Below are 26529 nucleotides of genomic sequence, written 5' to 3' on the forward strand. Positions count from 1 at the left end.
AGCCCTGTTGGGCTGCTGTTTGTGTAAGGGGACGGATTCCTCCCCGTGCATGAATGACAGGGGTTTCCATCCGTCCCCTTACCAACCCTAATTTTCGATGACGATCCAGTGCCCTTCCACTCGGGCGATCGCTCCCCCCGGAAACGGATCCGTGCGCGCTTGGTTGGGGGCGTTAATCAGGTGGGTCAGTTTTTCCACATGGTCGAAAGTCGGTGCGCTGGGAAGAAGTTGCTGCAAAAGTTGCCGCATCGCTCGTCGCTGAATCCCTAGAGAGGCAGCGCTCAATATGCGGCGATTGAGGCGCACTGCTTCTACCGTTCTACCTTTTTCCCCAGAAAACTTGACTTTTTCATCGGTTTGGTATATAGAAGATTCCAGTAGCCCCTGGGCTTCCGCTTGCAAAAACTCCACATCAGCGCGCAACAGTTCGGCAGTGCGAGCTAAGTGCTGTTCCACGCTGGAATTAAAGTGGGTTTGCAAGTAGGGTAATAATTCCTGGCGAATGCGATTGCGCGAATATTTTAAATCCCGGTTGGTGGCATCTTCCCAAACCTCAATGTCGGCTTGATGACAAAACGCCTCGGTTTCCCAACGACTTACGCCTAATAAAGGACGCACCAGTCGAATGCCACCCTCTAAAAACCGCTCCCAGGCGATCGCCTGTAGTCCATCGGCACCGGTTCCGCGAATGGCATGAAACAAAAAGGTTTCTGCAAGATCGCTTTGGGTATGTCCGGTGACGATGGTGCAATACTCATGCTCGTCCGCGATCGCTTTTAACGCTTCATATCGCCACTGTCTCGCCTGTGCCTCGTTTTTGAGTGCTTGATGGGATGCCGCTTGCAAATAAAACGGCATCTGCCAGCGCTTTGTCAGGGTTTCCACATATTCTGCATTGGCTCGCGAGTCTTCACGCCAGCCATGATCGCAATGAGCGACCCCTAGGATCCAACCCCATTTGGGCTGCAAGTCTAGGAGCAATTGCGCCAAACACAACGAATCTTGTCCCCCAGAAACCGCCAGCAACAGGCGATCGCCCTTTGGCAATAATTGCCTCTGGCGCAGAGTTTGATGTACTCTGGCGTGAACAGAACTCCATCGGTTCATGCTTTCCCCATCCACATCCGCAACCCTTGCTCAGTTCTCTAGCTTTAACCTTTCGTGTTCGATCCCAAATCCGTCCCATATCGATTTAAACCACCCCGGCGATTAGAAATCGGGGGTAGGCAAGCCTCCGTCCTCATAAAACTGAATAATGTTAGCCATATATTTGACAGAGGGATTCCGGATTAATCAACCCTCTCAGCTAATTTTTTCTACCGTTCCCAAAAACCGGGATAAAATGACATTGAATGTCAATTTACACGCCAACAAAGAAGGGTAAAGGAGGGACCCGAACGCCCGGTTGAATAACCCTAAAATTTTTAGTTTAAAAAGTATGATAACCGCTCGAAATATAAGTTTTAATTTTATGCATACACCTTTTTGAGTTCAGAAAAAACTTTCCGGAAGCCGGGGCGTTAACCGGAATAAGGATGCGTGCGATCGCTATTTTTATTTCCAACTAACTAACGCAAAATACCACATAATACGCCGCACGCATCCCGGTTTAAAGTCCTATGCAAAATTGCTGAAGTTGCGCTTACTCATTAGGAAGAGAAGAAGGTTCGGCGATGCCGGGAGAGACAGCAGGAGTAGGGTCACTTTCCTCCGGACAAAACTCCAGACGCAGTTGAACTTTGCCGCGCCGCCAATATTGGCCCGGACTTAACACTTCACAGTCTAGACCGCCAGCGAACAAGCTTTCCTCTTCTAACTTCGTTTGGAGCAAATCCATAAATTCACTGACTTTGAACGTACATTGAAACATTAAATTACTGCCACTGGTAGACAGAACGTCCTCATTTCCTAGGGTTTCGAATTTACGATCCATCTCTATCTCCGCGTTCTAAAGTTTGACAGGGTTGGGATGCGTTTGACTTGGGAGTCACTCGTCTTTACCCGAGACTCCGCCCGGTTGTGAGCCAGTGGAGATTGCCGGACAGGAGACGAGTGACTCTGAGAGTTAACGGTTCAAGGCTTAGAAAAACCAACCGTAGGAATGCAGCCCTTTGCCCAAAAGATTGACCCCAAGATAACAGATCCAGACAACCACAAAACCAGTTGAGGCTAAAATTGCCGGACGACGACCTTGCCATCCTCGGGTAATGCGAGCATGGAGATAGGCAGCAAAGACAAGCCAGGTAATTAGCGCCCAGGTTTCTTTGGGATCCCAACTCCAGTAAGATCCCCAAGCTTCGTTGGCCCAGACGGCACCGGCGATAATGCCGATAGTGAGTAGGGGAAATCCCAATCCGATGATGCGATAGCTGATGTTGTCGAGAGTTTCGGCGAGACTGAGACGTTGTGGGGACAGAGGTGGGCTGGTGTTTGCTTCCCTGTGGGAATCGATCGCCTCTAATTTTTGGGGAGTTTCCACTTCCACCAAATCCAACACCGCCACATTACCGGCAACAGCACTGCCATTATTCTCGCGAACCGCCACGGGGGAAGATCCATTACTCGAATCAGTCTGTGGGTCTAAAGTGGTGCGATCGAGAGTTTCCATTGGTTGGGCGGGACGATGGGTGCGGTAGTTAGAGTTGCGATAGGCACCGTTGCCGATCGAACTGCCGCGCAATTCCACATGTTGCCCGCGCGTGACCACCAAAAAGGCGATCGCCAACAAAGACCCCACCATCAAGGTGGCATAACTGAGCATCATCACGCTGACGTGCATCATCAACCAATTGGATTTCAGGGCCGGAACCAAAGGTGCGGCGGATTGCATTTCCTCGGGTAAAGTCAGGGCAGCAAAGGCAGTAATGCCCATTGCCACGGGGGCACTGACCACGCCCACTAAGCGACTGCGGCTCATATTTTCGGCAATCAGATGAATTGCAGTAATCCCCCATGCCAAGAAAAACAAGGATTCATACAGATTGCTCAACGGAAAATATCCGGCTTCGATCCAGCGTGCGCCCAGTAGAGTGGCGATGCACAGGTTGGCGATCGCCATCCCACTGGTACCAATGGCAGACAACCACGGAACCCCCGGAAACGCAGCCGAGATTCCATACATCAACATGGTGATGAATAAAACAGCAAATGAAGCATTATCAAGCCAGTTTTGCAGGATAATCAAATCCACAAGCGTTCTCCCCTCTTGTTGTCGAATCGATAAGGTTTCGTAATTTCTTTCTATCGTACCGATTCTTGCCGCCTTCACGGAGATAAAACTACCGATTCAAATCGTCCCAGACTCACCAGCAGGGTCTGAAGTGACTGGCCCGGTAGGCGATCGCGCCCTTAGCCCTATCGCGTCGCTTCAGTAGAACCGGTTCGGAAAATGCTGGCCCACTATGCCCCACCGGGGGGCACAACCCACTAGCGATCGCAGTTTTCGGGCTGTTAGCCTGGGTGCCGTTTAGGAATCGTCGCTTGGGGTTGCCGGAGCGCTGGGAGGTGTAGAATTTTGAGGGTCTTCGCTGGCAGGAGTGGGTAAAGGTTTGGGTTTGCCTGCTTTGTTCAAACGGACAAATACCTGATAGCGGGTGGTGCGATCGCTTTCCACTGCGGTGCTAACGCCGATAGCTTGTATGGCATCGATCAGGATTTGTTGTTGGGAAGGCAATTGAATCCAACTGGGCGTTTCGGTCTGGATGGCGCGCTCCACATCCATAAAAAAGTGACCGTTGTTGGGGATCAGTTCTAACGGCACGATATCTTGGAATTGTTCGCTCATGGCGAGGGGTTGTTTGGGGGCGGGAACGATCGCTTCGCCCACCGGTGCGAGAAAACTTAAAAACGCCACATTGCCATTCAACCATCCGTGGGTCACGGAGAGGGATTTTTGGGGGGATGTCCACTGCACCACGGGTTGCGATGCGAGTTGGGTTTCTTCCACCGTGAAGTTATATTCCTCGCTCATTGCCCGATCGAGCTTTTTCAGCGTTTCTTCACCGGCGCGGCGATCGCTGGCTTGCACCATAAACAGTACCCCAATTGGATATCTGGCGTTACTTCCCTTCACTGGGGGAACGATCGAGAAGGAAAATTCCCCCGCCATCCAACTGAGCAAATCTTTCTCTAAATCGAGGTTGGTGGTACTTTTAATCGAGCGTCGCAGCCATTGCGGATCTAAAGGAGAAATGGGATTGGCGTCCACGCCTGCGGTATAGTCGGACCACAACTGCTGCAAGTTGCTGCCCGAAATCATCATTAACGTGTCTGCGGGTAAGCGAGTTGCCATCGTTCTGGCGTTATTTTCCACAGTGTATTTGAGCTCGCTATCCGGTTTGAGCCACGCCATACTGTCGAGACCAATACCGTCTGACTCCAGGGTGAGTGTGCTGGCAAATCCTTGATTGTGCTGCTGTGTGGCTATCTTTTTCGGGTTCGGGTTGGCTGAGTTTAATGAAGCAACTGCCGCCGCTATCGGCACGTTGATGAATAACCGCGCAAAGGGTCGCGAGGCTTCTAGTCGCTGCCAGACTTTCGTTGCCCCTGCCATGTCCGCTAGAGCCGGTGCGCCTTTGTAGGTGTCAATGATGCGGCTTATCGTGGGGCTGTCGTTGCTGATGACCAAATAGCGTCCGTCGAGTACGGTTACGGCGTATTGATTCTCTTCGGGCACTCCCTGCATCTGTTTGATTTCCACGTCTTTATAGGTGCGGTTCACCCATCTGCCATTTTGCGGGGGTTGGGCTTTTTCTAAGACTTGCTTGGCGCGCAAGGAATTGTTAATGGGTAACACCATGACTACAGAGTGCTGACCGGAAAAGCGCGCTGCAGATGGGGTGGAATCGGTTTTGTCGTTGCCGATGGGTACGGGAAAGGGGGGCAAGAAGCCGACGGTGATTTCCGAACCGACCCAAGGCTGGATATCTTGCTGGTAGTTATAGCCGTTGACACTTAAGAAGCGATCGCGCAACTGCAGGAGGTATCGATCCAGCAATGCTTGACTCTCTGGGGTGCCAAATTCGCGCAATTTCCGCCACTGACTCTCATCGGTGGTCAAGGAAATGGCCATTAGCGCATCCTGGGGTAGGATTTCGGTTCCCACCGGTACATCGGGTGCGCTTCGCCGTTGGACGATGGACCAAAAGCTGATAATACCGCCACCAATCACCAGAACCGCAGCAGCAGCTAGGGCAATGGAGATGGGGGCTTTCTTGGTTTCGATTTGTTTGGGTTCAGACATGATGTTGTCACAGCGCCTCAGCAACGAGAGTGCAATCGTTTATCGATCGGGGCAGGTTCGGTTGGGTTGCCTTAACGACTCTAATTTAACAACAAAACCGCCCCCCCTAGTGCTGCTTTTCGCAAACACATTCTCCCGGGATTTTGCAGACCGTCGCTATTCGCGGTTTGGGGTATCCGGTGGGGCGATCGCTCTTTTGCAAAATCTTCGGTTAATTTTTCTGTTCTAAAAAGGATATTTCATCACAGTATTTGCCTCGTTGGGTTCCAGAAAGTAGCGGTATACCCGCTACTTTCCTCTTATTACCCTCTCCCGGTGGAGATTCATATTTTTAGCCATTGCCCATTTTTGACTCAGAAATAAAATCGGCAAAATCGAGCGTTTCCTAACTTTAATCCTAACAATTTTTTGGTTATTTTACGTTCATCTCTAACGAGAATAGCTATCCAGCACCCGGGTGCAATCTAACAAGAAGCACGCCAACAAATGTGATACCCTGGAGGTATTTTGCAGGCGCGCTCGGTGTTTTTAACCGTTGGTAGTGGTAGGTTTTCAACAACAAACCGTCTTTTCTACTGGCTGATAGAGTGTATCGCGTTGTTGATAGGAACGCCCGCTGGAACGGATAGCCTGTTGTAATGTTTGCGGTTCCATCGCGCTACCGCCTTTTGCTCCTGCCATTGTGGTAATGTGTTCTTCCATTAATGTGCCGCCAATATCGTTGCATCCCCAGTCGAGGGCGGTGGTGGCACCGTTTAAACCGAGTTTAACCCAACTGGGTTGATGATTGGGAATCCACTTTCCTAGGAAGATGCGCGCTACAGCGGTTAAGTGGAGGGTGTCGGATAAGTTGGGTTGATCGCGACTGACGCGACGGCGTAAGGGGGCGGGTGCTTGTTCGCCGACAAATGGAAGTAAGATAAATTCGGTAATTCGGGCGGGATATTGCTCGGCGATCGCGGTTTGTTGCAGCGATCGCAACTTGGCGAGATGCTCTATCTGCTGTTGGGGGGTTTCCAAATGACCGCACAGCATGGTGCTGGTGGTGGGCATTCCCAGACGATGGGCGGTACTGACAATCTCGAGCCAAGTGGCGGTATTAATTTTTTCCGGGCAGATGATTTGTCGCAGGCGATCGTCGAAAATCTCTGCCGCCGTTCCCGGCATGGATCCCACGCCCGCTTCCTGGAGGGCAGCGATAACATCCCGATAGGTTAATCCATCCTCTCGGGCAATAAACTGGATCTCTTGGGGAGAAAAAGCGTGCAGGTGGAGTTGAGGAAATTCATCTTTAATCGTGCGAACCAGTTTTTGATAATAAGGTAAAGATGCGCCTCGGATTTTGGCTTCGGGATTCAATCCTCCTTGCATGCAGATTTCGGTCGCGCCTCGGCGAACCGCCTCGGCAGTTTTTTCGAGAATTTGGCCCCAATCTAACCAAAAGGCACCCTCATCTTCGCGATCGCGGCGAAAGGCACAGAAATTACAATGCTGTTCGCAGATATTGGTGAAATTGATATTGCGATTGATGACATAGGTGACGCGATCGCCGACTTGTCGCTGACGCAAGGCATCCGCCGCTTCGCGAATGGCGCTGATTTGTGCCGGCTCCTTCTGTTGCAGAAGGATCGCCGCGTCTGCGGGGGACAGATCGCGATCGGCGAGGGCACGATCGAGAATGGAATTTACAGATATAGCAGTCACGGGTTAATAAAGTAAGGAGTTACTGTGGTTTATTGTGACAAAAAACACCTCGGTTTGAGAAATGGGGGGTTAACCTGGGAGGTCGCGGGTGGAGGATTCGCGATCGCTTTCTGGTGGTAATCGTTCTAGCCATTGCATCCTATGGGGGTGATTTTTGACCCAGGAGGAGCGATCGACTCGCATATGAACCAGATATGATTTAAGATTACTCCCCGTCACCCACCGCCCGAAATCCTCCGGCGTGCCTGGTTCATTATATTGGAACAGACGATTGAGTATTAACTCCCCCCACCGCTTTTCGGTAATAGGAGCGTTTGAAAGAATACTTAATTTTATCTTTAATGGGTTCTGCGGCAATACGCTTGTCAGCCGATAAATTCCAAATTGGCATAATCTTTCCCCCTTTCCCCTTCTAATTTTCCAACTCAGGCCACAGTCCTCACCTCTTAAGAATTTCTGCATCAGTCCCATGAAGCGATTCGACAAATATCTTTTTAGCTCGATGCCTTTTTCGACGCTCCATTAAACTTTCTATTTTATATTCTTTATTTTCCCCTGATAGAATTGAGTTTTTGCTAGGCCATTAGCGTATTATATCCTCAAGAGAATAGGCTGATTTTGTTGTTTATGATTTTAACTCGATGACTCGATTTTCGCGAAATCGCTCTTTTGAATTGACTCGGGCAAAAATGGGGCATCCATTGCCACGTTTGTTGAGCTACGGGAAACACTATCGCGGGCAAATTTGGCTAGCGATCGCCTGTTCGATTCTCAATAAACTGTTCGATCTCGCCCCGCCAGCTTTAATCGGCGCTGCAGTGGATGTGGTAGTCAACCAGCAAGATTCTTTAATTGCCGAATTTGGCATTCAAGATATCTTCTCGCAACTGGTGGTGCTGAGCTTCATCACTTTTATCGTGTGGGGACTCGAATCGGTTTTTCAATACGCTTACGCTTGCTTGTGGCGCAATCTCGCTCAATCCCTACAGCACGACTTGCGCCTCGATGCCTACGCCCACTTGCAAGAACTGGAATTGGCCTATTTTGAAGAACGCTCTACTGGCGGTTTGATGTCGATTTTAAGCGATGATATCAATCAATTAGAGCGCTTTCTCGATGTGGGTGCGAACGAACTTTTACAGGTTTCCACCACGGTTGTGGTTATCGGCACTGCCTTTTTTATTTTAGCACCCAGTGTAGCTTGGATGGCCATGTTGCCGATGCCATTTATTATTTGGGGGTCGATCGCCTTTCAGCGTCGTCTTGCGCCTCGGTATGCCCAGGTGCGAGAAAATGTCAGCTTGCTCAACGGTCAACTGGCCAATAATTTAAGTGGAATGACCACAATTAAAAGCTTTACTGCCGAAAAATATGAAGTCAAACGCATTGCGCGCTTTAGCCAAGCCTATCGTCAAAGCAACCGTCGCGCGATTGCTTTTTCTGCCGCATTTGTTCCGTTAATTCGCGTAATTATTTTAATTGGATTTACCGGGACTTTGCTTTATGGCGGACTAGCCGTGGTGGAAGGCAATTTGGCGGTGGGTACCTATAGCGTTTTGGTATTTTTAACTCAACGACTACTTTGGCCTTTAACCCGCTTAGGACAGACCCTAGATTTATATCAGCGGGGCATGGCTTCGATTACCCGGGTGATGAATTTGCTCGATACTCCCATCGCGCTTCATCGCGGGGAAAAGCCGTTAACCCTGGAATCGGTGCGGGGAGAATTAAAGTTGGACAATGTAAGTTTTTCCTATAGCGATCGCGCGCCGGTTTTGCAGGATTTGTCCCTGGAAATTCCCGCTGGAAAAACGATTGCCATTGTCGGGGCTACCGGGTCGGGCAAAAGTACGGTGGTGAAGCTATTGCTGCGACTTTATGAAATTCAATCGGGCACCATTACATTAGATGGAATTGACATTCGGGAACTTAAGCTGGGCGATTTGCGCCGCGCGATCGCATTGGTCAGTCAGGATGTTTTTTTGTTTCGCGGAACTGTGGCAGAAAATATTATGTATGGGAGTTTTGATGCCAGTTTTGAGTCGGCGATCGCGGCGGCAAAAATGGCAGAAGCCCATGAGTTTATTATGGCATTGCCTCAAGGTTACGAGACGATTGTGGGAGAACGAGGACAAAAGTTATCCGGCGGACAACGACAACGAGTGGCGATCGCTCGCGCTATTTTAAAAAATCCGCCAATTTTAATCCTTGACGAAGCAACCTCCGCTGTGGACAATGAAACCGAAGCGGCGATTCAACGCTCTCTAGACCGGATTACCCAAAATCGCACCACGATCGCGATCGCTCATCGTCTTTCTACGGTGAGAAATGCAGATTGCATTTACGCGATGCAGGGCGGCAAATTAATCGAATCCGGCACTCACGAAGACCTATTAGACCAAAATGGCATATACGCGAGTCTGTGGCGAGTACAAATGGGAATGAAAACCTGAAAGACGATGGCTTAGCCCCAGCATTGCCCTGTTAATCCTATGATAAAATAACCTGGGATAGGGTGGGCATGGCTTACCCGACTCTCAACCAATGAAGGCCAAACGGGAATAGACAGCTAAAAAATGATTAACTTAGTGGGTAGCAATCAACCCGAAAAAGCGGAAGACCAATGGCGGGGTCAGTTAGCGGATTTTGCCAAAGCCAATCAAGAAGAATTGGCCGCATTGTCTTGGGGATTGTGGTTGGAAAACCAACACAACGACAGCGTTATCGGTATCGATATGTCGCCGAGGCCGCATTTCGTGTATTGTCCGAAAGCGGCGATCGCTCAATTAAATGGCAAAGTCAATAACAAACTTGCAGAAATGATTGGGGTAGTGGAAAACTTTAACCCCGAAACAGAAGTGTTGCTCGTTGGAATTGGCAACGGTCAAGTGAAGGTGATTGAATTTGAAATCGACCCCCCGCCCCCGGTTTGTTTTGAGCGTATGGGACATGACGTGCAGACATTAATCGAACGCTTGGAAAACCGCCTGCAAGGGTAAGGAGCGACTGTAGCCAAAGGATTTTATAGGTGGTATTATTCCCTATTGCGGTTAATTCTCTAAACTCGATACAGTCGTTCCATTTGAGTGGTAAAAGTATTGTTTGAAATCGGCGATCGACTCCTTCTCTACTTCAAAAATAGCAAGGGAGTCGCTCGCACCTCTACACAGGGGTACTATTCATTGAAAACAGGGATATAATTCTTCGATTCGGTATTATTTTCTCGAACTCCCTACCGCCTGCGCTGGATTTGACCAACCTCAGCGACTCTTCGTTGTCTCTCGGGTGGGCGCAGATGACCGCCTCTTTCTAATATTCGATAACGGTTCCGTTGGGCAACCGGATTTCGGTGCCCGGGGGAAAGTCTTCCTGAATCAAGGGACTTTGCCCCTCGGGGTTCCTCCTTTCCTGGGGGACATTTCTAATTACCGTGTCATCGGAGAGTTGCTCGATTGAAGGAGTGGAGGCATCAGTGGATCGATCGCGGCGGTTGGCACCCGATCGCTCCGTAGCCGGGGTACCTCTGACCCTTCCTTCACCCGCGTTGCCGGTTGAGGGATTCATACTATCGGTAGCCCCATCGCGGCGGTTGGCACCCGATCCCTGGGGTGACGGGATACCTCTCACAGTACCATCGGGCAAGATGACAATGGTTCTACCATTGGGTTGAGTGATAATTGTGGTGCCATCTGCGAGGGTTCGCTGGGTGGTTTCCCCGGACTGGGAAGCCTCATCGCCCGTTGGGGTGGGCTGTCCGGGCGCTCGATCGCGGTTCGCTTCCCCCCTGCTTTCGGGTCGGTTCGCTTCCCCCCTGCTTTCGGGTCGGTTCGCTTCCCCCCTGCTTTCGGGAGCGCGATCGTACTCGCAATAGCGATCTAAGTCTATCACATTGCCTCGCGGGTTAACCATATAGCAGCCGGGATAGTCCTGTGCCCTTGCTGCTTTTTCGCCAATCGGCATCAACACCATCAATCCTGCCGAGATTGCTAGGGGTAAAGATAATTGTTTTAACATTTGAGCGATAAACCTCCGCAAGTCTAAAATATTTCACGTTCTTTCGTTCCGAGGGCAACCCTTGGCAAATTTTCGAGCGCCATGAAGAATATTGTCCTCAGTCTGGGTACTTTTAGTTCTATTTTGACAAATTGTTGAGGGCGATCGCCTCTTTCATCCGAAAGATTATTTCCCTCATCCGAAAGAGCGATTTTCGCTGCGTTTATTCGCTTTTAAACCGAACAGCCATCGAACACTATAGGTTTGAAATTTGTTGAAAACCCTTACGAGACATAAATTACCAAACAATCCAGAGCGAACTAAAAACTCCTGATGTCAAGAGCGATGCGGTTTCCAAACCCTGACAAAAAAGGGGCACCCTTCCATGCCCCCGATTTTTTAAACTTGCGATTGCGATTTATTGGTGAAATTTGATTGACAAAACCAGTGTTTATTTTGCAATTTATTTGGCTATGTTTGCCGAATTATTCCGCAAAAATTGCCACGCACTGTTGAAAGCTCTGCTGGGCATAATCCGGTATATTTTCAAATCCTATGGAATGAAATCCCGTTAAATCAAGCGGTTCTAAGTTTTGCTCCATCGACCATTGAAGGCCATCACGAGAGGGTTGTGCATACGCTCCTTGCAGGTCAACCACTTTCTCACCTTGAGCTATTCCTTGAAAACACCCACTATTATCGGTTTGGAAAGCGTATTTTAATCCGCTCATCGAATTAGCGGTTTTGCGGAACACCACATAAAGCTGACCCGGTGCATCCGGAGTGGGAGATTGCCCGTAAAAATACTCGCCATCGGGCAAGTTTTCTAGCCCGCGATCGCCGACATTTTCGCTCGTGGTTTCGGGATTGAGCGTGGGGGGAGTTGTGGGAGTTTCGCTTTCCCGAGTCATCTGAGGATCGCCACACCCGGCGAGAATCGCCACGGTGGCGAAAATTTGCCCCCATCTCCAGAAGTTGATATTTGTGAAAGTCGCGCGGGTTATGCGCCTATTGTTTGGCAGATGAACTGTGGGATGTTGCATGGAGTCTCCTCTATCGCGATCGAATTAAGAAAGCGGGTGGAGGACGATGGCCATCCACCCGGGTTTTCTTTTACGAACAAAAACAACTCAAGCCATATTGATTATAAAGGGTTTGACCGGAATTGTTATGGGGTTAAGAAAAGTTTTAGCCTGACTTAAGAAAGGCTTATGCCGCCACACCGCCTCCCCCGAAGTTGAAGGCGATCGGCTGGTGCGACATACGGGATATTTGTATAAAAACGTGAGAATCTGTCGCCCATCCTACCAGATGTGCTTCTGCCAGTCGGCCCGTGCGAAGAAACTATCTAAAATATAGAAACGAGAATTTACCCAATCCCCTCAATGAGGTAAAAATCAGCTTTGCTCCGTTCAAGCGTCTTTTGAAAAAGTAGAATCTCCCCCTATCGATAGAGGCAATTGTAGTCAGTCTTAGGATAGGATTTTATCGCCGTTGCAGAAGAGGTTTGCCCATGCCAATTTTAATCATTTTTCTAGGATTATTAATTTTAGTGATTGTAATGGCAGATGTGTTAGTTACGAGTTTGACCGCCGGCGGTGCCGGACCTTTAACGGGAAAGTTATGCCGTGGAGCCTGGAAAATGGGTCTTCGCTTTAATCGCAAGCATTCCAACCACCGCTTTTTGACCCTTCTCGGCTGGATTTTGCTGGTTGGCATTGCCTTGCTTTGGTTATTTTTGACGTGGGTGGGATGGACGATGGTGTTTTGCTCGTTTGATGAAGCGGTGGTCAATTCCACAACGAAAATTCCCGCCACGATAGGGGAAAGAATTTATTTTATGGGTTATACGCTTTCTACCTTAGGGTTGGGAGATTTTCAGCCAGCTACTGGAATTTGGCAGTTCGCAACGGCAGTGGCTTCTGCCAATGGTTTTTTTTTAGTCACCCTGGCGATCGCCTATTTATTGCCCGTGATTTCCGCCGTGGTACTAAAACGCCAAATTGCGTTATACATTACCAGTCTAGGGGGTACGCCGGACGAAATAATCCTGCGCGCTTGGAATGGGGAAAATTTCGGTCAGTTCGATCAGCACTTAATTACTTTAACTGCGATGATGAGCCAAATGGCAGAAAGTTATCTCGCTTATCCCATTCTGAATTACTTTCACAGTGTGGAGCGCTCGAAAGTTTTTGCCTTAAGCATTGTTACCTTAGATGACGCTTTAACTCTGCTGTATTACGGAGTTCCGGAGAAAAACCAGCCGGATCCAGCGGCACTTCGACCCGCACGACGTGCGGTTTCGGGATTTTTGAAAACTCTCAAATCCGCCTATATCGAACCCGCATCAGAAACTCCGCCGCTTCCGCCTTTAGAGATGCTGGCTCAGGAAGGCATTCCCACTGTCAGTGACGAACAGTTTTGGCACAATACGAAGCATGCCACAATTCGCCGACAGTTATTGTTGGCTCTGGTGAAACATGATGGCTGGACGTGGGATGCCGTTGCGTCAATGAAAACCACCAATCGCGGCACCTGGTTAGATGACGAAAGCATCATAGACGATGCGGAACTTCACTAACCGGGCGATCGCGGATGCAATGTGATTAAAAAATAGGAGCAATAGAATGAAAGCACTGAAATACATCTTACTGAGTTTTCTAGGAATTTTAGTAATTTTCATCCTTTGGGGCTTAATAGAACCGTATTTTATCGACAAACAAGAAGAAGTGGCTACGATTCCCAATCTTCCCGAAGCATGGGAGGGACAAAAGGTGGGAGTCGTAGGAGATTTTCAGGTAGGAATGTGGTTGGACAATACCAATACCGTGCGCCGCAGCATCCAAGAGTTGGTGGAAGAAAAGCCGGCGTTTGCTTTAATTATCGGAGATTTTGTCTATCATACTTTGCCCGATCCGGAGACAGAGATTGGTACAGTGACTGAGTTGCTGCGTCCGCTTGTGGATGCAGGGATTCCGACCTATGCCGTGTTAGGAAATCACGATTACAGTATGAGTTCTCCCGATGGGGAAGCACAAGAACGGGTGGCGCAACAGTTGGAAGGAGAACTCGAAGCGATGGGAGTGTCGGTTCTAGAAAATGAAGCCGCGAGGGTATTCCTGCCTGGGGAAAACACCGAACCGCTTTATTTGGTGGGAATTGCGGCAGACTGGCCCGGTCGCGATCGCCCGCAAGTTGCCTTTGCCGATGTACCCGACGCCGCACCTCGCTTTGTGATGATGCACAATCCCAACTCCTTTGCGGAATTTGCGGCGCAAACCGCCCCGATCGCAGTTGCCGGACATACCCACGGCGGACAAATTCGCTTGCCCTTGACGCCGCAATCTTCTTGGTTGAGCTTTGTGAAACAAGATAAGGTTCATGCTGATGGCTGGATCGATAAAGGATATGGAACGGAAGGGAATCGACTTTATGTGAATCGCGGCATTGGGTTTAGCCTTCTTCCCATGCGGATTAACTGTCCGCCGGAAATCACTATGTTTACGCTGCGCCCCAATGATACAGTTGGTTCGTAGACAGGAGGAAATCATCGGATGATTCAAGTCATTGGGGATACCATGAATTCGGCTCTGGGACTCAGCCGGGATCCGCAGCAGCTCACCTTGTTGCAGATGGGACTGCGGGCGATCGTCATTTACGCGATCGCCCTCGGGATGGTGCGCGTGGGTGGCGATCGCCGCTTTATCGCCAAACATGCGGCTTTAGATGTCCTCTTAACCATTATTTTAGGCTCCACCTTAAGCCGCGCCATTAATGGCAGTGCGCCTTTTTTTGAAACCCTGGGAGCCGCTTTCGCACTGGTGCTGCTGCATTGGCTATTAGCCTTAATTGCGTTTCATTTTGACCGTTTCGATCCTTTAATTAAGGGGCGATCGCATGTGTTAATTCAAGATGGGGAAATCAATCACGCCGCCATGAAAAAAAGTCATATCAGTTATCGCGATTTAAAATCTTCTTTGCGCTTGAAAGCTAACCTTACCGACCCTTCTCAAGTCGAACAAGCACGGCTAGAAGCCAGCGGCGAAATTAGCATTATTCTAAAAGACAAACCCCCCAGCGTTGTAGAATTACCCGTAGAATCTGGGGTGCAAACCGTGCGAATTCAACTGAACTGAGCGCTCCGATATCGTCCGCCGGAATAAATAGAAAAACAAATTAATCCGCCTGGGCGGAGGAGGATTCGACTTTCCTCCGCCTCCGAAAAACCCGGGGCGATTTCCATCGATTACCTGAATTCGCCATTTACCGGACGCGATATCATTCTATCCGAAAATATAGCTCGCGCCCCCTTCCCCGGGGGCTACGTTGATTCAGAACAAATAGGGGTTAGGCCAGAAATTGAGAAGGAATTCTAAGCTCAATTTTGACGGTTCAATTGCCAAGTTTTACCGCCCCGGGAAGTTTATATCGGCAGGGGTTTTGCTGCCTCAGCGTCGTGGAGGAATGTTGGGTTAATATTTTTCTTCTCCCTCGCTATCGTCTCGCTCTCTTGCATTATCTACATTGCCCTGATGGCCTGTTTTTACGGCTTGATTGCCATCTTCGCTGCCCGGTTCATTGATAGTATTGTTATTATCGTTCATCGTCACTTGCATCGGTAAATTCGGGTTTACCCAAATTTCCTCCTGATGCAGGCCAATGTGAAGATTTTCCGAATCTAATGCTAATTTAAGCCGACGACGATATTCTCGCGAAATATCCCATTGTTTCATCGGTTTGACTTTTATCCACAGTCTGACTAGCAAACCGCGATCGCTAAAATCATCGATGCCCAGCAGTGTCGGTTCTTCGAGAATGTCCTCTTTCCAGTCTGGATCTTCATTCATCTCTTGCGCCACGGTATGAATGACATCGATAACCTGATTGATGTCAGTATTGTAAGGAACGGGAATTTTTAAATCCGATCGCGCCCACTCATAAGAAAAATTGACCACGGATTTTATTTCGCTGTTGGGAAGCGTGACCAATCGTCCTTTAGCATCGCGCAGTTGGGTAATTCGCAGATTCATATCTTCCACGACGCCGCCCAACTGATTCATATTTTCTACCACAATCACATCCCCGACGGCAAATTGGTCTTCTAACACAAAGAAAAAGCTATTGATAGCGCCTTTGATTAAGTTTTGCGAACCCAACGTTATCAGCAAACCAATCACACCTGCCCCCGCAATCAATGCGCCCAAACTGACGCCGACCAAACTCAGGGCGACGATCGATCCGATCGCAATCCAGGTGAATAAAGCCGTACTTTTGAGTAAACTGGAAATCGTGGAAACGCGCAATTCCAATCGGCGGGAATCTTGCGCCTTGATAATCTGACTTTCGGCAAAACTGGAAATCACACGGTTGATGGCAATATAACTGAGTCGAGTTCCCACATAACTGACTACAATCACCACGGCAATAATCAAGGGAATTTCTAGGGCAGAAAGAACGGCAACCTGGAACGGTCGAGTATAGGGAAATAACCCCAAAATTATCACAATTGCACTGACCCAGATGGCAATTTGCGCGATTGCGATCAGGTGTTTCTCGACTTTTTGCAAGTTGTCTTTTTGTTCGCGATTGAGTTTGTGGGTGATGGGGTGATGAGAGATAACATTGGCGGCAAATTGGGGCACATCAATTTTTTGGCCGATGCGAAACAGGACAAATGAAAGGGCGATCGCACCGACAATAATTCCCGCCGCAATCCAAGACTGTCGGATACTATACTCTTGTTGTCGTTCTAAGCGCGACTGCTCGAGAGCTTGGGGCAGTTCTTCTTGAAATTGTTTCACCAACGCCCAAGGTGTAGTTCCCAGCAGATTTGCATCTTGTTGGGTAACGGTCAGCAAATACGTACCATTCACGTAAATTTCGGGTAACTTCGTATTTTCTTGCTCCATCACCAGGATTTCTGGCGTAGCGCTAGCGGCGTCTAGATAATCATTGCGGATTTTCTGCAACTTATTTTCAATTCGTTCCAACCGCTTGGTGATTGAAACTTTTGGTGCAGCAATTTCTAACACGGGGTGTCCATCTAATCGCACCCATTCGGTTACGGGATTGACGGTAGTAGAATTGGATTGATTAAACTGGGCGGTTGCTGGCGGTGCGATCGCCACCGTCAAGAGGAAAGTTGTAATAAAAAAGGCGATAAAAATCCCTTGCTTTTGCCAACATTTGGCTGGGTTTTTCAGCTTTTTTACCCTCCCGATGGTGCCGGCGATCGCGCGGCGATAAAGGGTTTGCAAATTTCCATAATTCATTCAGATCGAACCTCCACCCAGTCATACGCGGGTCAAACGATATCGATCGCAGATTAGTCAGATTAGCACCGGTGTAACATCCCTCTAAGGGAAGACCTTGGATAATAAATTTCAGTTCGATCGCATTTCCGGTTTAATCCGTGCGGCGTGAAACCTCGGGCTAAGCGATCGCTTCTTTCCACATAGGGAGAATTAAAACGGGTTCCCAGGACGAACCTGGGAACAGATGCAAAAATCGGTCATTCAAAACCCTGGGGAATTATGCACTGACTACAGTAATTTTACTGGCAGCTTTCAGGGCTTTTTCCCGCGCCTCTTGCACGGTCTTTCCTTTCGCTAAGGTGACTCCCATGCGCCGAAAGGGACGCGCATCCGGTTTGCCAAACAATCGCAGGTCTACATCGGATTCTGATAAAGCATCGGTAACGCCTTCATAGGCAACTGAATCTAATTTTTCTTGGGCTAAAATTACCGCACTGGCGGCTGGATAGAATTGTTCGATTTTCGGGATTGGCAAGTTTAAAATCGCGCGCAAATGCAGTTCAAATTCGTTCAAATTTTGGGAAATTAATGTCACCATTCCGGTATCGTGGGGGCGGGGAGACAGTTCGGAAAAAATTACTTCATTTTTGGTGATAAAAAACTCGACCCCAAAAATGCCCGCCCCGCCTAAAGCATTGGTGACTTTTTCGGCGATCGCCTGCGCTTCTTTCAGCCGTTGTTCGGACATGGGGGCGGGTTGCCAGGATTCTTGGTAATCGCCTCTTTCTTGCCGATGGGCGATCGGCGGACAAAATAAAGTCGGTCCATCCCACTGCTTAATCGTCAGCAGGGTAATTTCCACGTCAAAATCTACAAACTCTTCCACAATTAACTTTTGACTGTGACCCCGAGACCCTTCTAGGGCGTATTTCCATGCTTTTTCTACTTCCTTGGCATCCCGGACAATGGACTGTCCTTTCCCGGAGGAAGACATCACCGGTTTGACCACATTGGGAAATCCGATTTTTTCGGAAACTTGAATGAGTTCGGCTAGGGTGCTGGCATAGTCGTATTTGGCCGTGCGAATTCTTAACTCTCCCGATACCAAATTTCGAATGCGATCGCGATTCATGGTGTAATTGGTCGCCTTGGCAGTGGGAATGACAATAATCCCTTCTTTTTCCAGTTCGAGTAACTTTTCGGTTCTAATTGCTTCGATTTCGGGAACGATAAAATTGGGTTTATGTTTGTCCACAACCCGTTGCAATTCTTCCCCACTCAGCATCGAAATTACTTCTTTTTCATCGGCTACCTGCATGGCGGGAGCATTATCGTATCGGTCCACCGCGATCGCCCAGTTGCCCAATCGTTGAGCGGCAATCACAAATTCTTTCCCGAGTTCGCCAGATCCAAGCAACATCAATTTTTGTGGCACACGCATTCTATGAATCCCCAATTGACGACAAGTCCATCTATTGTAGACCCTCCCGGCATATTTGCCCTCAGCCCCCCTCGGCATCCCTGTGGCTACAACTTTTCAGGTTTTTTTGTAACATGATTAACAGAATGCCCCACCGGCGGGATGCTATCTTCCAGCCATCCTCGGAGCTGCATCCCTCGTCAGTAAACCCTGTAAACCTTTATTTGCAAGGGATTGGAGCGATTAAAAAAAATTTTTCTCTATCCCCTTGACACCGAGCGGCAAAATGTATTATGCTGTAGCACAGTAGGAACTGAGTTGGATGCGGCCTCGCGAAACACCCTGTTTCCAGGATTGGGAAAAGCCGGTCGTTATGCTAACCGCCGGTCCTACTGCACTCATTCAAATCATCTTTACCTCGTTTTGTTGCTTTAAACGGCGACTAAGTTACAAAAGCCTCTGGGCAGGAACTGTGCGAGGAGTGATTGTTGCATGTGGTTGCACTTGCGATTCATTTGCGCGACGCGCGGGGGTTCGACTCCCTCCCTCGGCTCTAATTTTTTATCGCTCATGCCGAGGATGCAAAACAATTAAATCGCTCGCCGCCTGTCCTGCCTTTAATATTCTTGAGAAAAGAGCGTTGCCCCTCGTGCAACGCTCTTTTCATTTGCCAAACCCGATGATGAAAGCAGGGAAAATTTTGTGCCGATTTTCACTGGGAGGCGATCGCTCTCGGAGGGGATATCGAGGAGTTTAAGAGACAATCGAAAAAAAGGCGATCGCCGCCAATGCAAGAATACAGCATTGGCATCGGATCGTTTTAATTTTCACAAACAAAACAATCTGTGCTTTCCACCTCTGGGAGTTCGCTTCGATCGCCATCGACCTTTTGCATCGAGGCGATATTAGGCACTGTCGGTATGCTGTGGATTTTAGACTCGATCGCCTCTGGGTTTGGGGAAGGGAAAGCACAGATAGCAGATTGACAACCATAGACCCGAGAAGCAAGCGATCGCTCATTTTTGTGAAAGTTGTCAATCTGCAACATTAAATTTGCCGAAAGACTTGACCCATAGAGAAAGATGTGGTAATAAGAATAGACTGGGGGTAAATCAGGAGAAATGGCAGAAGCGATCGCCCCAGTGCTTCCGAACCTTTCCTCCCCCCGAAAAGAAAGCGAAACCCGACAATTGACAAAAACCGAGAAAAAAGATTGCCTTGCAGAAGGCACCTTTCTATGATGGAAAGGCAATCTTGGCGGTGCAATGGGGTTCGAGTCCTCGAGCAGAGGGCGGATTGTTGATGGCTTCATCGTTTTCGCCAAACTGTCAGTAGCGACCCAAACCAAATCCAGGCGAGAAATCCGAGAGGAGTTGCGCGCCGAAAGTAAGGTTGAGGGGAAGCAGACAGTGGGTTGCGCGAGTGAACCCGAGTCTAGTCGAACGGACAGGCAAAGGTAAACTCAGGCTGAGGCAAATCCCTGACGAAGTGATTTAAGTGTGAGGAAAACAAATGGCTCTCGAATATCCAGAAGATCTGAAATATCTAGACTCCCACGAGTACGTTCGACTCGACGGCGAAATCGCCACAATTGGCATTAGCGCATTTGCGATCGACCAACTCGGAGACATCGTATTTGTGGAACTGCCCGATTTAAGCGAAGCACTGACCAAAGGAGAGACCTTTGGCACCATAGAATCAGTGAAAGCCGTAGAAGACCTTTACGCCCCCATATCCGGGACAGTAGTCGATCGCAACAGCGAAATCATTGACGCCCCCGAAGCGATCGCCGACGATCCGTATGGAGAAGGGTGGTTGCTCAAAGTGCGCGTCAACGATCCCGACGAACTCGAAGAGGCGATGTCTGCCGAAGAATATCGGGCACAAGTCGAGGGAGAGTAAAACCAAGCTGTCGCAAAGCGCAGAGGAATGAGCGATCGCGCCACCACCACAGGGGGTTGGAGAGACAGAGTATTTTGGGGAAATAAAATTGAGCGGCGCAGGCACTCCATCCCCAGATGCAGCCACTGCGTAGCCCCCCAAAGTCCGAGAGAAATCCCCACCCACCCGAGAGGCGATCGCATTCATCGGCATAACAATTTCCCCTGACAGATAAGGCATCAGAGAGTATCCGGAACCTTATTTGCCAGGGGAAAGCTGTCAGAATCGAAACAAAAAACGCAACCGGGCAGGAGTTTTCCCTCCCCAAGCGATCGCCCCTACCCTAAGTACAGCAGCGCTTTTGCAGGCAAAAATCAACCCTTCACAGGGCACCCAGGGTCGGGATTGCCCTAGAAAGGCGACCGAAATTGTTGCACAATAATAGAGAAGTGTAGGCGGTTAACTGGGTATTGGAAGATTGCCAACATTCCCGACCCAGACCGTGGGGGAATCAACCCCTATCCAGAAACCAGAACCCCAAAACAAGACAACCGGGCAGAAACTACACAGGTTAAGACGTTAAGAAATCGGAGTTCTATGCTGAAGTCGAAAACCACAATCAACCACGCAGAAGTAACCCAACCCGTGAAACAGACCACCCAATCCACTGCAGATCCACTAATTTCCTCCGATTCTTTCGTCCGACGGCATAACGGGCCATCGCCCCAAGAAATCGACCAAATGCTCAAAGCGATCGGGTTTTCCACCCTAGACGCCGCGATCGAGCAAACCGTACCCGCCAGCATTCGACGCGATCGCCCCCTCAACTTGCCGCAACCTGCCAGCGAATACGCAGCCCTCGATCGGCTCCAAAAAATCGCCGCCCAAAACAAAATCTACCGTTCCTTCATTGGCATGGGGTATCACGACTGCATCACCCCCCCTGCCATTCAGCGGAACATCTTAGAAAATCCCGGGTGGTACACCGCCTACACCCCCTATCAAGCCGAAATTGCCCAAGGCAGACTCGAGGCCCTGCTGAACTTTCAGACCCTCGTCATCGACCTTACCGGACTCGAGATTGCCAACGCTTCCCTCTTAGACGAAGCCACCGCCGCCGCCGAAGCCATGAGCATGAGCTATGGCTTGTGCAAAACCAAAGCCAACGCCTTTTTCGTCTCCCAACACTGCCACCCGCAAACCATCGAAGTGGTGCAAACTCGTGCCCAACCCCTCGGCATCGAGATTATCGTCGGCGATCCGCAAACCTTCAGCTTCGATCGCCCGGTATTTGGCGTCCTGCTGCAATACCCCGCCACCGACGGCACCCTGTACGACTATCGCGACTTTATCCAACAAGCCCATGATGCCGGGGCCTTAGTCACCGTCGCCGCCGACCTCTTGAGCTTAGCCCTGATAGCGCCCCCCGGAGAATTTGGAGCCGATATAGCCGTAGGCAACACCCAGCGCTTCGGAGTTCCCCTGGGATACGGCGGACCCCATGCCGCCTATTTTGCCACCCGGGAAAAATACAAACGGCAAGTCCCCGGAAGGATTGTCGGCGTTTCCAAAGACACCCAAGGCAAAACCGCCCTGCGTCTGGCCCTGCAAACCCGCGAACAACATATCCGCCGGGAAAAAGCCACCAGCAACATCTGTACCGCCCAAGTGCTGCTTGCGGTGATGGCATCCATGTATGCGGTTTATCACGGGCCCGAGGGCATCAAACGAATTGCCCAAAACCTGCATCGGCTGACCGAAATTCTCGCCCAAGGATTGAAGCGTCTCGGATACGATATCGGATCCGCGCCCTTCTTCGACACCCTGCGCGTGGAATTAGGCTCCAAATCCCTCGAGGAGATTCTCGCCGCCGCCGACAGCAAACAAATTAACCTGCGAACCTTCGATCGCACCACGGTGGGGATTAGCCTCAACGAAACCACCAGCGTCGAAGACCTGGTAGACTTGTGGCAGATTTTCGCCGGCACCGCAGACCTGCCGTTTACTGTAGAAGAACTGGCAGGGGAAGCTAAAGGAGAATTTGAGGCTCCCTTTGCGCGCACCAGCGAGTATCTGACCAATCCGGTGTTTCATCGCTATCACTCGGAAACCGAACTGTTACGGTATCTGCACCGCCTGCAAGCCAAAGACCTCTCCCTAACCACTTCGATGATTCCGTTAGGGTCTTGCACGATGAAGCTGAATGCAGCGGCGGAAATGATTCCCGTAACTTGGCCGGAATTTGGCAAGATTCACCCCTTTGCCCCCACCTCGCAAACTCAGGGGTATCAGACCATGTTCCGACAGTTAGAGGAATGGCTGGCGGAAATTACCGGCTTTGCGGCGATTTCCCTGCAGCCCAATGCGGGGTCGCAAGGGGAATATGCCGGACTGCTGGTAATTCGGGAATATCACCAACAGCGCGGCGAGGGTCATCGGAATGTCTGTTTGATTCCCACCTCGGCGCATGGAACCAACCCGGCGAGTGCGGTGATGTCCGGGATGAAAGTGGTACCGGTGAGTTGCGATGACCAGGGGAATATTGATTTAGAGGATTTGAAGGCAAAAGCCGAGAAGCACCGCCAAAACTTGGCGGCGCTGATGGTGACTTATCCTTCCACTCACGGGGTATTTGAGGAAGGGATTGAGGAGATTTGCCAAATCGTTCATACCCACGGCGGGCAGGTTTATATGGATGGGGCGAATATGAATGCCCAGGTGGGGTTATGTCGTCCCGGAGATTTTGGGGCGGATGTGTGCCACTTGAACCTGCACAAGACGTTCTGCATTCCGCATGGTGGCGGCGGCCCGGGGATGGGACCGATTGGGGTGATGCCCCATTTGGTGCCGTTTTTGCCCGGACACTCGGTGGTGGATATGGGGCGATCGCAGGGGATTTCTGCGGTGTCGGCTGCACCTTGGGGCAGTTCTAGCATTCTGCCGATTTCTTGGATGTATGTTGCCATGATGGGGGCGGAAGGTCTGAGTGAGGCGACTAAGGTGGCGATTTTGAATGCGAATTATATTGCGTCTCGGTTGGGGTCTTATTATCCGGTGCTTTATAAGGGTAAGGCCGGTTTGGTGGCCCACGAGTGCATTCTGGACCTGCGATCGCTGAAGAAAACTGCCGGGATTGAGGTGGATGATATTGCGAAGCGCTTGATTGATTATGGCTTCCACGCGCCTACGGTGTCTTGGCCGGTGGCGGGAACGATGATGGTGGAACCTACGGAAAGCGAGTCGAAGGAGGAACTCGATCGCTTCTGCGATGCGATGATTTCGATCCGTCACGAAATCGAGCAAATCGAGTTGGGTCAGGCGGACCGGGATAATAATGTGTTGAAGAATGCACCGCATCCGGCGGAAGTGGCGATCGCTACGGATTGGGATCGTCCCTATACCCGGGAAGCTGCGGTTTATCCGGCCCCCTGGATCCGCGATCGCAAGTTCTGGCCACCGGTGGGTCGGGTGAATAATGCCTTTGGCGATCGCAATCTGGTTTGCGCTTGTTTGCCAATGGATGCTTATTCTGAGGCATAAGTAGGTGCGGCGATCGCGGGTTGTGTTTTAACCCAATTCGCCTGTTTTTTTCCTCCCTCCAGATAAATTTTTTATCTGGAGGGAGGTTTGATTTGGGCGGGGTTTCTCAGAGTTTCGGTGACGCGATCGGCTCGCTTATATCGGCGTTTTTTTCCGGCAAAAGCCTGTTGTTTATTTTGCCAACATAGAATAGTCACTCTCTATCCATCCCCCATTTTTTGCGCTTCTGAGGAAAAGAGGGAACTCTCCATCCCCCACCCTCGTCTCTGTGCCAGAAATCTTCCTGAAAATCATGGCTGTGTTTTTGAGACTGCGATTTACACTCACCTTCCCACATGACAGTTCTGCTGGGGTTTAAATCAGCCGCAGGAGCGGAAAACAACCGTCAGATAAAGGAGCGCCGAACGAGGCAAATTTTTATTGATTTAGCCTTTGCTCGCCCTCCTTTATAACTGTGATTATTTGTTAAGCAGAGAGTTATTAAAACTTTAAATTATTTGAGATTTACGTGGAATTACGGAGAAAATAAAGGGAACAAAAAAAAGCTCGGTAAATCCATCTATTTTGGATAAAAATTTTCTTAAATTAAGGAGACAGTTTGCATGAAAACGCCCAAACTGCTAGACTGACAAGAGGCGAAAAAGCACCAAAATCCACTGTCAGCTCCAGTACGCATATTAATAAGGTGTCGCCTTGGCATCCCAAAACAAAAATAAGATTTTTCGGAAACAATCCGCAAGCCAGTCAGTCTAAGAAAACCAGGGAACATTGATGGCGAGGCGACTGTCCTTTCCAACAACAAGCCAAAGGGAATACAGATTGATGCCTGTTTCCATGTACGATTGTCCAATCAGGCGATCGGGAACAAACTTTAAAATCAGGGAATCAAAAAAACAAACGCATCTCGATGAATTCCAAGAGTCGAATAACCTGAGAGGTTTTCCTCTCCAGTTGAGGCTCTTTCCCCTTTATAAATTGCACCCAAAAGTCCCTTGGCTGACAAGGAATTAAGACCGAAAGTTGCCAACGCTGTGAAGTCCAAACCGGAAACGGAACTGGCTTTTGACAGATTCCTCAACTCAAACAACCATCGAAATTTATTCTCGATAACGGAGTTTTCCTATGCTTAGCGAACAAGAAGTACGCGACATCGTAAACGGCACCACCGAAGAAGAAACCACCACTGAAGAACCGACCGACGCAGAATTAGCCAATGTCAGCGAACCTGTCGCGGAACCTACCACAGAAGAACCCACAGTGGAACCCACTGCAGAAGAAACCGTAGAAGAACCCACAGCAGAAACCACCACAGAAGAACCCACAGTGGAACCCACTGCAGAAGAACCCACTGCAGAAGAAACCGTAGAAGAACCCACAGTGGAACCCACTGCAGAAGAACCTACTGCAGAAGAAACCGTAGAAGAACCCACAGTGGAAACCACTGCAGAAGAACCTACAATGGAAACCACTGCAGAAGAAACCACTGCAGACGGCGAAATGGATGAGTCCGAAATGGATGATTCCGGAATGGAAATGACGCCGGAAGAAATGGCGGAAGTTGAAGACATCGAAAATTCTGATGTATTCGACGAAGAAACTTATTTGGCGGAAAATCCGGACGTCGCCGAAGCCGTCGCTAATGGCGAAACCACTGCTGCTTTCCACTTCTACAAATTTGGGCAGTTTGAACAGCGGTCCTTCAACCGCTACGTGAATGTCGGCTATTACCTGCAGCAAAATACCGATGTAGAACAAGCCGTTTCCAGTGGCGAAACGACTGTTTTCAAACACTTCAAAAACTTCGGAAAATTTGAAGCGCGCGCGTTCCATCCCTTCATTAACGTCGGCTTTTATCTGGAGCAAAACCCAGATGTTTCCGAAGCCGTATCCCAAGGTGAAACGAGCGTATTTTCGCACTTCTTCAACTTTGGGCGCTTCGAGAATCGTAGCTTCAACCGCTTCTTTAACGCCAATTCCTACTTGCAACTCAACCCGGATGTTGCAAATGCAGTTTCCGAGGGTGAAACCACGGCGGCGGATCACTTCCTCAACTTTGGGTTAAGTGAAAATCGCGAGTTTAACTTCTCCTTTAGCGTCACTCAAATCACCAGCATCTTCAGCGTCTCCAGCTTAGTCGAAATTGGGTTAGAGACCCTGAGCGCATTCTTCACCAGCGAAGAAGGTGAAGAACTGATTGGCGGCGAAGAAGAAGATGACCTAGAAGATGGCGAAGGCGCAGAAGATTCCGGCGAAGATGTAGAAGATTCTGGCGAAGACGCGGAAGATTCTGGCGAAGACGCGGAAGATTCTGGCGAAGACGCGGAAGATGCCGACGAAGATGCGAGTGATGACATAGAAGATGCCGGCGATTTGCCAGCGATTCCCGACTTCACCGATGGCGGCGGATCCGGTGGTGGCGAACCCACCGATGGTAGTGGCGAAGAACCCACCGATGGTAGTGGCGAAGAACCCACCGATGGTAGTGGCGAAGAACC

18 protein-coding genes and 1 pseudogene are annotated in these 26529 nt (G+C 49.7%); 8 read left to right on the plus strand and 11 right to left on the minus strand.

Translation table 11 applies throughout. The features are described 5' to 3' along the window. Positions 1-87: 87 nt before the first annotated feature. The 5 genes from tilS to cofH form a co-directional block, all read right to left on the minus strand. Positions 88-1107 (minus strand): tRNA lysidine(34) synthetase TilS, encoded by a 1020-nt coding sequence (gene tilS, locus AC0QH1_RS04205; RefSeq protein WP_324629623.1) that lies wholly within the window; start codon positions 1105-1107, stop codon positions 88-90. A gap of 535 nt (positions 1108-1642) precedes the next feature. Next, a complete protein-coding gene (locus tag AC0QH1_RS04210; protein WP_324629624.1) occupies positions 1643-1933 on the minus strand; it encodes a KGK domain-containing protein in 291 nt (96 codons plus the stop codon). A gap of 147 nt (positions 1934-2080) precedes the next feature. Continuing rightward, a complete protein-coding gene (gene ccsB / locus AC0QH1_RS04215) occupies positions 2081-3190 on the minus strand; it encodes a c-type cytochrome biogenesis protein CcsB (RefSeq protein WP_324629625.1) in 1110 nt (369 codons plus the stop codon). Between the two features lie 276 nt (positions 3191-3466). After that, positions 3467-5242, minus strand: coding sequence for a DUF3352 domain-containing protein (locus AC0QH1_RS04220; RefSeq protein WP_324629626.1), 1776 nt, complete (start codon positions 5240-5242; stop codon positions 3467-3469). Positions 5243-5794: 552 nt separating this feature from the next. After that, complete coding sequence (gene cofH / locus AC0QH1_RS04225) at positions 5795-6946, minus strand: 7,8-didemethyl-8-hydroxy-5-deazariboflavin synthase subunit CofH (protein WP_324629627.1); 1152 nt, start codon at positions 6944-6946, stop codon at positions 5795-5797. A 641-nt stretch (positions 6947-7587) separates the two neighbouring features. On the opposite strand from cofH, the gene AC0QH1_RS04230 reads away from it, so the two are divergent. Together AC0QH1_RS04230 and ccmS are read left to right on the plus strand one after the other, a co-directional pair. Next, complete coding sequence (locus AC0QH1_RS04230) at positions 7588-9399, plus strand: ABC transporter ATP-binding protein (protein WP_442957277.1); 1812 nt, start codon at positions 7588-7590, stop codon at positions 9397-9399. A gap of 123 nt (positions 9400-9522) precedes the next feature. Beyond that, complete coding sequence (gene ccmS, locus AC0QH1_RS04235; protein WP_324629628.1) at positions 9523-9945, plus strand: beta-carboxysome assembly chaperone CcmS; 423 nt, start codon at positions 9523-9525, stop codon at positions 9943-9945. A gap of 310 nt (positions 9946-10255) precedes the next feature. On the opposite strand, the gene AC0QH1_RS04240 is transcribed toward ccmS, so the two are convergent. Next, the gene (locus AC0QH1_RS04240; RefSeq protein WP_324629629.1) at positions 10256-10960 is read right to left on the minus strand and encodes a T-complex 10 C-terminal domain-containing protein; all 705 of its coding nucleotides are present in this window, start codon (positions 10958-10960) and stop codon (positions 10256-10258) included. A 464-nt stretch (positions 10961-11424) separates the two neighbouring features. After that, complete coding sequence (locus AC0QH1_RS04245; protein WP_324629630.1) at positions 11425-11850, minus strand: hypothetical protein; 426 nt, start codon at positions 11848-11850, stop codon at positions 11425-11427. Positions 11851-12452: 602 nt separating this feature from the next. Between AC0QH1_RS04245 and AC0QH1_RS04250 the strand changes: the two genes are divergently transcribed. From AC0QH1_RS04250 to AC0QH1_RS04260, 3 genes are read left to right on the plus strand one after another with little or no spacing between them, the layout of a single operon-like run. Continuing rightward, positions 12453-13520: an ion channel gene (locus tag AC0QH1_RS04250; protein WP_324629632.1), complete on the plus strand. Its 1068-nt coding sequence runs from the start codon at positions 12453-12455 to the stop codon at positions 13518-13520. 46 nt (positions 13521-13566) lie between these two features. After that, complete coding sequence (locus AC0QH1_RS04255) at positions 13567-14475, plus strand: metallophosphoesterase (protein WP_324629634.1); 909 nt, start codon at positions 13567-13569, stop codon at positions 14473-14475. An 18-nt stretch (positions 14476-14493) separates the two neighbouring features. After that, the gene (locus AC0QH1_RS04260) at positions 14494-15075 is read left to right on the plus strand and encodes a DUF421 domain-containing protein (RefSeq protein WP_324629635.1); all 582 of its coding nucleotides are present in this window, start codon (positions 14494-14496) and stop codon (positions 15073-15075) included. Positions 15076-15411: 336 nt separating this feature from the next. Here AC0QH1_RS04260 and AC0QH1_RS04265 read toward each other — a convergent pair whose 3' ends face one another. The 3 genes from AC0QH1_RS04265 to AC0QH1_RS04275 form a co-directional block, all read right to left on the minus strand. Then, entirely contained in the window at positions 15412-17211 is a 1800-nt protein-coding gene (locus AC0QH1_RS04265; RefSeq protein WP_324629636.1) for a mechanosensitive ion channel family protein, read from the minus strand. A 259-nt stretch (positions 17212-17470) separates the two neighbouring features. Continuing rightward, a complete protein-coding gene (purT, locus tag AC0QH1_RS04270) occupies positions 17471-18712 on the minus strand; it encodes a formate-dependent phosphoribosylglycinamide formyltransferase (protein WP_324629638.1) in 1242 nt (413 codons plus the stop codon). Between the two features lie 721 nt (positions 18713-19433). After that, positions 19434-19844 carry a hypothetical protein gene (locus AC0QH1_RS04275; protein WP_324629639.1) on the minus strand — a complete coding sequence of 137 codons (411 nt, stop codon included), beginning with the start codon at positions 19842-19844 and terminating at the stop codon, positions 19434-19436. A gap of 281 nt (positions 19845-20125) precedes the next feature. On the opposite strand from AC0QH1_RS04275, the gene gcvH reads away from it, so the two are divergent. Together gcvH and gcvP are read left to right on the plus strand one after the other, a co-directional pair. Beyond that, positions 20126-20515 (plus strand): glycine cleavage system protein GcvH, encoded by a 390-nt coding sequence (gcvH, locus tag AC0QH1_RS04280; protein WP_324629641.1) that lies wholly within the window; start codon positions 20126-20128, stop codon positions 20513-20515. A gap of 576 nt (positions 20516-21091) precedes the next feature. Continuing rightward, a complete protein-coding gene (gene gcvP, locus AC0QH1_RS04285; protein ID WP_324629642.1) occupies positions 21092-24034 on the plus strand; it encodes an aminomethyl-transferring glycine dehydrogenase in 2943 nt (980 codons plus the stop codon). 71 nt (positions 24035-24105) lie between these two features. On the opposite strand, the gene AC0QH1_RS04290 is transcribed toward gcvP, so the two are convergent. Beyond that, complete coding sequence (locus AC0QH1_RS04290; RefSeq protein ID WP_324629644.1) at positions 24106-24231, minus strand: hypothetical protein; 126 nt, start codon at positions 24229-24231, stop codon at positions 24106-24108. A 925-nt stretch (positions 24232-25156) separates the two neighbouring features. Between AC0QH1_RS04290 and AC0QH1_RS04295 the strand changes: the two are divergent. After that, positions 25157-26529, plus strand: a pseudogene (locus tag AC0QH1_RS04295) (hypothetical protein); the annotation flags it as partial.

The organism is Phormidium sp. CCY1219 (genome assembly GCF_055795085.1).